We start from the raw sequence: 6,512 nt of genomic DNA, 5'->3' as shown, positions 1-6,512 counted from the left end.
CACCCCCCGGCGGGGGGGCCCGCCCCGGGCCGCTCGCCCCCCCCGGGGGGGGGGGCCCCCCCCCGGTGGGTGGGGGGTGTATCACCCGGGGGGGTGGGGGGCCGGGATCGGCGGGAGCTCGCCGGTGGTCTCGTACTCGCTCAGCATCTCGATCCGGCGGGTGTGCCGGGCCTCGCCGCTGTAGGGGGTCTTGAGGAAGACCTCGACGAACTCGGTGGCCTCGTCCTCGGTGTGCATCCGGCCGCCGATGGAGATGACGTTGGCGTTGTTGTGCTGACGGCCGAGCTCGGCGGTCTGCACGCTCCAGGCCAGCGCCGCACGGACGCCCTTGACCTTGTTGGCGGCGATCGCCTCACCGTTGCCCGAGCCGCCGATCACGATGCCGAGGGCGTCCGCGTCGGCGGCGGTGCGCTCGGCGGCGCGCAGGCAGAACGGCGGGTAGTCGTCCTCGGCGTCGTAGATGTGCGGCCCGCAGTCGACCGGCTCGTGGCCGGCCCCCTTGAGCCACTCCACGAGGTGGTTCTTCAGTTCGTATCCGGCATGGTCGGAGCCCAGGTACACGCGCATGCCATGAGTGTGGCATGCGGGTGCGCCCGGGCCCGACAACGGGGGGTCCGGGTCTCAGCGGCGGCCGAGCAGCTTCCAGGCGAGCGGCAGCGCGCCGGCGGCGAAGGCGGCCTTGAGCGCGTCGCCGACCAGGTACGGGTAGAGGCCCAGTTCGGCGGCGCGGGCCAGCGGGACGTGCAGGCTGAACGCCAGGTACGGGACGCCGACGGCGTAGATGGCCAGGCTGCCCAGCGCCATCGTCACCGCGGTGTTCAGCGGGGAGCGGTCGGCGCCGCGGCGGGCCAGCGCGCCGGTCAGGGCGGCGGCGAGGACGAAGCCGAGCACGTAGCCGAAGGACGGCATGGCCCAGCCGGAGGTGCCCTCGGCGAACCAGGGCAGGCCGGCCGCGCCGGCCAGCAGGTAGAGCGCGAGCGAGGCGACGCCGCGGCGGGCGCCCAGCGCGGTGCCGACCAGCAGGGCGGCGAAGGTCTGGCCGGTGACCGGCACCGGCGAGCCGGGCACGTTGACCGACAGCTGGGCGGCCACACCGGTCAGCGCGGCGCCGCCGACCACCAGGGCGAGGTCGCGGACCTGGGTGCCGAGGCGGGTCGAGGCGGCGGGCAGCAGGTCGGCGAGGACGGCGCGACGCGCTGTCGGGGTGGTGGCAGTGGCCATCGGGGTTCCTCCGTGAGGTCCAGGTGAGTGAACACCTGTGAACCTACGCGGTGATCCACCGCGCCGATGCCACGGTTTCGGACAAAGCACCGCCCACGAAGCTTGTCGGAACCGGCTCCGGGCGACTCTCGGCGAACCGGCCGCCACGCACGGTGACCGCCCGGTCCGCATGGTGGGCCCGCGGCGGACATCGTTGGCAGGAACAGCGGGGTCCCCGGATATTGGACAGCTCATGCCGCATTCCGCACAGTCTGGATCCACCCCTATGGCCCCCACCTCCGCGCCCCAGGCGCCCGGGACCACCGAGGCTCCCCCGCCGTCCGGTGGCCAGCAGCTCAGCCACGGACTCAAGCAGCGCCACCTGTCGATGATCGCCCTCGGCGGCGTCATCGGCGCCGGCCTGTTCGTGGGCTCCGGCTCCGGCATCGCGGCCGCCGGGCCGGCGATCATCCTCGCCTTCACCCTCTCCGGCCTGCTGGTCATGCTGATCATGCGGATGCTCGGCGAGATGTCCGCCGCCCGCCCGGCCTCCGGCTCCTTCTCGGTGCACGCCGAGAAGGAGATCGGCCCCTGGGCCGGGATCACGGCCGGCTGGATGTACTGGGTGATGCTCTGCTGCGGCGTCGCCGCCGAGGCCACCGCCGCCGGGAAGATCGTCAACGGCTGGGTCCCCGGGGTCTCCGCCTGGGTCTGGGTCGCCCTGTTCATGGTCTTCTTCTGCGCCAGCAACCTCACCGCGGTGAAGAACTTCGGCGAGTTCGAGTTCTGGTTCGCCACCGTCAAGGTCGCCGCGATCATCGCCTTCCTGGTCATCGGCGGGCTCGGCGTCGCCGGCGTGATCGGCCCCGGCGCCCCCGGCAGCACCAACCTCACCGGCCAGGGCGGCTTCCTGCCCACCGGCGTCAGCGGGCTGATCGTCGGCCTGCTCGCCTCGGTCTTCGCGTACGGCGGCCTGGAGACGGTCACCATCGCCGCGGCCGAGTCGGACGACCCCAAGAAGAACGTCGCCAACGCGGTGCGCACCGCGGTGTGGCGGATCGCGATCTTCTACATCGGCTCGATGGCCCTGGTGGTCACCCTGGTCTCCTGGAAGGACCCGTCGGTCGTCGCCGACGGCCCGTACGTCACGGTGCTGCGCCACCTCGGGGTGCCCGGGGCCGGGACGATCATGGAGGTGGTGGTGCTGATCGCGCTGCTGTCCGCGATGAACGCCAACATCTACGGCGCCTCCCGGATGGCGTACTCGCTGGTCGGCCGCGGCCAGGGCCCCGAGGCGCTGGCCAAGGTGTCCGGCGGGGTGCCGCGCCGGGCCGTGCTGGCCTCCTGCCTGTTCGGCTTCGGCGCCGTGCTGGCCGCCAAGTTCTGGCCGGACACCGTGTTCACCTGGCTGATGAACACCACCGGCGTCGCCATCCTGGTGGTCTGGCTGTTCATCTGCGTCGTCCAGCTGCGGATGCGCCGCCGGCTGGAGCGCGAGGCGCCCGAGCTGCTCACCGTGAAGATGTGGGGCTACCCGTACCTGACCTGGGTCGCGACGGCCGCCGTGGCCGGCATCCTCGCCCTGATGACCACCACCGAGGGCAACCGCCAGCAGCTGTACGCGGCCGGGGTGCTGGTCGTCCTGCTGAGCGGGGCCGGGCTGCTCAAGCAGCGCCGGGCCGCGGCCGCGGCCCGCTGACGGACGACGGCGAACGCCCGGCACGGCGGAGGCCCGGCACCCCGCGGGGTACCGGGCCTTCGCCGTGCCCGCCCGGGCCTACTCGAAGGACGGGCCGGCCGTGCGGGTGCGCTTGATCTCGTAGAAACCCGGGGTGGAGGCCACCAGCAGGGTGCCGTCCCACAGCCGGGCCGCGGCCTCGCCCTTGGGGGCCGGGGTGACCACCGGGCCGAAGAAGGCGACCCGGTCGCCGTCCGCGCCCTCCACCGCGATCACCGGGGTGCCGACGTCCTCGCCGACCAGGGTGATGCCCTCCTTGTGGGAGGCGCGCAGGGCCTCGTCGTACGCGTCGGTGCCGGCCGCGTCCGCCAGCTCGACGGGCAGGCCCGCGGCCACCAGGGCGGCCTCGACGGTCTCCCGGTTCTGCGGCAGGCCCTGGTTGTGGAAGCGCAGGCCCAGCTCGGTGTACAGCCGGCCCAGCACCTCGTCGCCGTGCTCCTGGGCGGCCGCGACGCAGACCCGCACCGCGCCCCAGGCGTTGTCCAGCAGCTCGCGGTAGCTCTGCGGCAGGTCGCGGTGCTCGTTGAGCACCGACAGGCTCATCACGTGCCAGCGCACGTCGACCGGACGCAGCTGCTGGACCTCGATCAGCCAGCGGGACGTCATCCACGCCCACGGGCAGGCCGGGTCGAACCAGAAGTCGGCGGTCTTGCGCTCAGCGGCAGTCGTCACTGGGTCTCGTCCTTCGTGAGGTGTTCCGAGGCAGGGGATGTCGCCCCCACCCGGACCCCAACACCCGCGCGCCGCCGCTGATTCCGGCCCCGGACGCGACGGGCTGTGCAATGGTACCGGCCGGGGCGGGCGTGAAAGGATGCCCCTGCGTGCGCGATGCACACCGCGCACCGATCCGCACCATCCACGCACGCACCACCGTGCGGGCCGGACAAAGGAGTACCGCCGTGCCGGGCAAGAACCTGAGCCGCGAGGAAGCACAGCAGCGAGCCGGCGTCCTGGCCGTCGACGGCTACAGCGTCCGGCTGGACGTGAGCTCGGCCCCCGACCCGGCGGCCGCCACCTTCCGCTCCACCACCACCGTCGCCTTCCGCTGCGACCGGCCCGGCGCCGCCACCTTCCTCGACCTGCTGGCCCCCGCCGTCCGCTCGGTCACCCTCAACGGCCGCGCCCTGGACCCGGCCACCGCCTACGACGGCGCCCGGGTGCACATCGACGGGCTGGCCGCCGAGAACGTCCTCACCGTCGAGGCCGACTGCGCCTACAGCCGCACCGGCGAGGGCCTGCACCGCTTCGTCGACCCCGCCGACGGCGAGACCTACCTCTACACCCACTACGAGCCGGCCGACGCCCGCCGGGTGTTCGCGACCTTCGAACAGCCCGACCTCAAGGCCCCGTTCACCTTCACGGTGACCGCCCCCGCCGCCTGGGACGTGCGCTCCAACGCCGTGCACGAGAACGTCACCGCCCAGGGCGACACCCGCACCTGGGAGTTCGCGCCGACCAAGCCGATCTCCACCTACCTCACCGCCGTGGTGGCCGGCCCGTACCACGTGGTCACCGACCACTACAGCCGCGAACTCGCCGACGGCACCACCCTGGAGATCCCGCTCTCCGCGCTCTGCCGCCGCTCGCTCGCCCCGCACTTCGACGCGGAGGAGATCCTCGGCGTCACCAAGCTCGGACTCGACTTCTTCCACGAGGAGTTCGACTACCCGTACCCCTTCGGCAAGTACGACCAGGCCTTCGTCCCCGAGTACAACATCGGCGCGATGGAGAACCCGGGCTGCGTGACCTTCAAGGAGGAGTTCGTCTTCCGCTCGAAGGTCACCGACGCCGCCTACGAGTCCCGCGCCAACGTCGTCCTGCACGAGATGGCGCACATGTGGTTCGGCGACCTGGTCACCCCGCGCTGGTGGGACGACCTGTGGCTCAAGGAGTCCTTCGCCGACTTCATGGGCTCCTACGGCCTGATCGGCGCCCGCACCCGCTACTCCTCCGCCTGGGTCACCTTCGCCAACCAGCGCAAGGCCTGGGCCTACCGGCAGGACCAGTTCCCCACCACCCACCCGATCACCGCCGACATCCGCGACCTCGAGGACGCCAAGCTCAACTTCGACGGCATCACCTACGCCAAGGGCGCCTCCGTCCTCAAGCAGCTGGTCGCCTACGTCGGCTCGGAGGCCTTCTTCGAGGGCGCCCGCCGCTACTTCAAGCGGCACGCCTTCGGCAACACCGAACTCGGCGACCTGCTGGGCGTGCTGGAGGAGACCAGCGGCCGCGACCTCAAGAGCTGGGCCGCCGCCTGGCTGCAGACCGCCGGCGTCAACGCGCTCACCCCGCAGGTCACCACCGACGCCGAGGGCCGGATCACCGAACTCGCCGTCCTCCAGGACGGCGATGTCCTGCGCCCGCACCGGATCGCCGTCGGCCTGTACGACCGGGACGCCGACGGCGCCCTGCTGCGCACCGAGCGGATCGAGCTGGACGTCACCGGCGCCCGCACCGTCGTCGCCGAGGCCGTCGGCCGTCAGCGCCCCGACCTGGTCCTGCTCAACGACGAGGACCTCACCTACTGCAAGATCCGCTTCGACGCCGACTCGCTGGAGGCCCTGCGCACCGGCCTCGGCGACATCCGCGACGAGCTGGCCCGGGCGCTCGCCTGGTCCGCGGTCTGGAACCTCACCCGGGACGGCCTGATGCCGGCCCGCGACTACGTCGCCCTGGTGCTGCGCTTCGCCGGCCAGGAGGGCAACATCGGCGTGCTGCAGTCGCTGCACGCCCAGGCCAAGACCGCCGTCGACCTGTACGCCGCCCCCGAGTGGCGCGCCGAGGGCGCCCGCCGGCTCGCCGACGGCGCCCTGCGCGAGCTGCGCGGGGCCGTCCCCGGCAGCGACCACCAGCTCGCCTGGGCCCGCTTCCTGGCCCAGACCGCGGGCGGCGCCGAGCACCTCGGCCTGGTCCGCGGGCTGCTGGCCGGCAGCGCCCGGATCGACGGCCTGGAGGTCGACCAGGAGCTGCGCTGGGCGCTGTGGCTGGCCCTGGCCGCCGCCGGACAGGCCGGCGACGAGGAACTCGCCGGGGAGCTGGCCGCCGACAACACCGCCGGCGGCAAGCGCCAGTACACCCAGTGCCTGGCCGCCCGGCCCACCCCGGAGGCCAAGGCCGCCGCCTGGTCGGCCGTGATCGACTCGGACGAGCTGCCGAGCGCCTTGGTCGAGGCCAACAGCGCGGGCTTCGCGATCCCCGCCCAGCGCGACCTGACCGCCCTCTACGCGGCGCCGTACTTCAAACTGCTGGAGAAGGTCTGGGCGGAGCGGACCATCGAGATCGCGATGCGGATCGTCGGCGGCTTCTTCCCGATCGCCCAGACCGACGAGCACACCCTGGCCGAGGCGGACACCTGGCTGGACGGCCACCCGCAGGCCGCGCCGGCGCTGCGCCGGCTGGTGCTGGAGCGCCGGGACGACCTGGCCCGCGCCCTGCGCGCCCAGGCCTGCGACCGGGCCTGACACCACTGCGGAGGGGCCCGCCGACCGCGTGGCGGCGGGCCCCACCGACGTAACGGTGGGCGCCGGGGGCCGGCCCGGGCCGGGGGGGCCCCGGCGGCGGGCCCCGGGGT

General features: G+C 73.4%; 5 protein-coding genes. 2 read left to right on the top strand and 3 right to left on the bottom strand.

Annotation, left to right across the window (positions count from 1 at the left end):
- Nucleotides 1-81 precede the first annotated feature (81 nt).
- On the bottom strand, nucleotides 82-567 hold the full coding sequence (locus ACFWXO_RS17480) for a ribose-5-phosphate isomerase (RefSeq protein ID WP_380524787.1): 486 nt from the start codon (nucleotides 565-567) through the stop codon (nucleotides 82-84).
- A 54-nt stretch (nucleotides 568-621) separates the two neighbouring features.
- On the bottom strand, nucleotides 622-1,221 hold the full coding sequence (locus ACFWXO_RS17475) for a biotin transporter BioY (protein WP_380524786.1): 600 nt from the start codon (nucleotides 1,219-1,221) through the stop codon (nucleotides 622-624).
- Between the two features lie 265 nt (nucleotides 1,222-1,486).
- Here ACFWXO_RS17475 and ACFWXO_RS17470 point away from each other — a divergent pair, with 265 nt between their 5' ends.
- On the top strand, nucleotides 1,487-2,899 hold the full coding sequence (locus tag ACFWXO_RS17470; protein ID WP_380524785.1) for an amino acid permease: 1,413 nt from the start codon (nucleotides 1,487-1,489) through the stop codon (nucleotides 2,897-2,899).
- 78 nt (nucleotides 2,900-2,977) lie between these two features.
- On the opposite strand, the gene ACFWXO_RS17465 is transcribed toward ACFWXO_RS17470, so the two are convergent.
- A complete protein-coding gene (locus tag ACFWXO_RS17465; RefSeq protein ID WP_380524784.1) occupies nucleotides 2,978-3,610 on the bottom strand; it encodes a DsbA family protein in 633 nt (210 codons plus the stop codon).
- A 227-nt stretch (nucleotides 3,611-3,837) separates the two neighbouring features.
- Between ACFWXO_RS17465 and pepN the strand changes: the two genes are divergently transcribed.
- Entirely contained in the window at nucleotides 3,838-6,402 is a 2,565-nt protein-coding gene (pepN, locus tag ACFWXO_RS17460) for an aminopeptidase N (RefSeq protein WP_375893137.1), read from the top strand.
- Nucleotides 6,403-6,512 lie beyond the last annotated feature (110 nt).

Source organism: Kitasatospora sp. NPDC059088 (genome assembly GCF_042738155.1).
In the GTDB taxonomy this organism is placed as follows: domain Bacteria; phylum Actinomycetota; class Actinomycetes; order Streptomycetales; family Streptomycetaceae; genus Kitasatospora.
Note: the sequence above shows the minus strand (reverse complement) of the source record. Positions and strands in the feature narration are given on the sequence as shown.